1 protein-coding gene and 1 pseudogene are annotated in these 1,564 nt (G+C 60.4%); both read right to left on the minus strand.

Going from position 1 to position 1,564, the window contains the following annotated elements; genetic code table 11:
* Positions 1–299: pseudogene (locus VAE48_RS11490) on the minus strand (iron ABC transporter permease); the annotation flags it as partial.
* Positions 296–1,351, minus strand: a complete 1,056-nt coding sequence (locus VAE48_RS11495) for a thiamine ABC transporter substrate-binding protein (protein WP_322793471.1) — start codon at positions 1,349–1,351, stop codon at positions 296–298. The pseudogene VAE48_RS11490 and the gene VAE48_RS11495, both read right to left, overlap by 4 nt.
* Positions 1,352–1,564: the final 213 nt, after the last annotated feature.

The following is a 1,564-nucleotide window of genomic DNA, read 5'->3' on the forward strand; positions in this document are numbered from 1 at the left end:
CGTGCAAACACGTATGCGCCCGGCAGGCCGACCAGAACGGTCAGGAGAGTGGACAGCGCCGCCTGATAGAATGTAAAAACCAGCGCGCGCAGCAGGCGCTCCCCGGCGGTTGGGCTGAGACCGGTTTGCAGCAACCCCTGACCGGCTACTCCCAAAATCCGGCCGAGCGGCAGGAAGAAGAAAACCAGCAAAAAGACCAGCGGCAGCAGCCACAAAGCCAGCGCCTGCCAGACGGCAGGCGCCGGCGGCTGCCCTTCAGGGGAGCGGCGGGCAGGGGAAGAGGCAGGCAGCAGGCTCACCGTAAGACCGCCTGTGTCCAGGCTTCAATCCATGCTTCGCGCTTTTCGGCGATCAGCGCCGGGTCGAGCGTGGCGGGTTTTGCGGGAATCTGAGCGTAGCGCACAAATTCCTGCGGCAATTGTGCCTTGCGGTTGACGGGGAAGACGAACATCTGCAGGGGCAGGTCTTCCTGAAACCGCACATCCAGCATGAAGTCCACAAACTTCTCGGCCAGCGCCCGCTGTTTCGTCCCTTTCAGGATGCCGACAAACTCGATCTGGCGGAAGCACATCCCATCACCCACCAGCGAGGCGGTCGGCGCATCTTCCAGCGGCTGCTCGGCAAAGATGACCTCGGCGGGCGGGCTGGAACCGTAGGAAACCACCATGGGCTGCGGACCGCGCCCGGAGGAGGCGCTGAAGTTGGTGTAATAAGCCGTTTCCCAGTCGTTGACCACCACCACGCCGTTGTCTTTCAATTGCCGCCAGAAATCCAGATAGCCCTCTTCGCCGAAGGCGGCAATCGTTGCCATCAAAAATGCCAGCCCGGGCGAGGAAGTGGCCGGGTTTTCCACCACCAGCAAGCCTTTATACTCCGGCCTGGTCAGGTCGGCCAGACTTTGCGGCAGGGGCAGGTCCTTTTCGGCAAAGTAGGCTTTGTCGTAGTTGATGCACACATCCCCGTAATCCACCGGCAGGGCGCGGTTCTGCGGGTCGAGTTTGAAGGCATCGTCTATCTCTGCCAGCAGGGGTGAGTTATACGGCTCGAAGATGTCCTCACTCAAGGCGCGGGAGAGGAAGGTATTGTCCACCCCGTAAAAGACATCCGCCAGCGGGGCATTTTTCGTGAGGATGGCCTGATTGAGCGCCGAACCGGTATCGCCGGAGGGCAGGAAGGTCAATTTGACGTTGTTCTCCTGTTCAAAGGCGCGAATCACCTCCTCGCTGGCGGCAAAGGAGTCGTGGGTCAATACCCGTAATTCACTCGGGCCGGACGGGGTTGGCTGGGCGCAGGCCGAAAGGGTCAAAATCAGCGCGCTGAACAGCCACACAATACGCGTTATTGGTTTCATGGTACACCTCCAAATCAAAGGTAAAACAGAAATCCAAAAATTTTTCCCGAGTCGGAGGAAGGCGCAGCCGTCTGGGGTGAATCACCCCTCTGAGGACGGGCGGCGGGTGTGCATGCACAGCAGCTTGCCGGTCAACAGGCGGATTTCGGCGCGCTCGGCGGTCATCTCGTTGCTGATGCCGCGCGTGCGGTTGGGACACAGCGTTTCATGGTT

The organism is Bellilinea sp., from assembly GCF_034432615.1.
Classification (GTDB): Bacteria; Chloroflexota; Anaerolineae; order Anaerolineales; family Anaerolineaceae; genus Bellilinea.

What these genes read in the sequence shown, in the direction of transcription:
- VAE48_RS11495 (WP_322793471.1), bottom strand. Translation starts at nt 1,351, where the DNA reads ATGAAACCAATAACGCGTATTGTGTGGCTGTTCAGCGCGCTGATTTTG.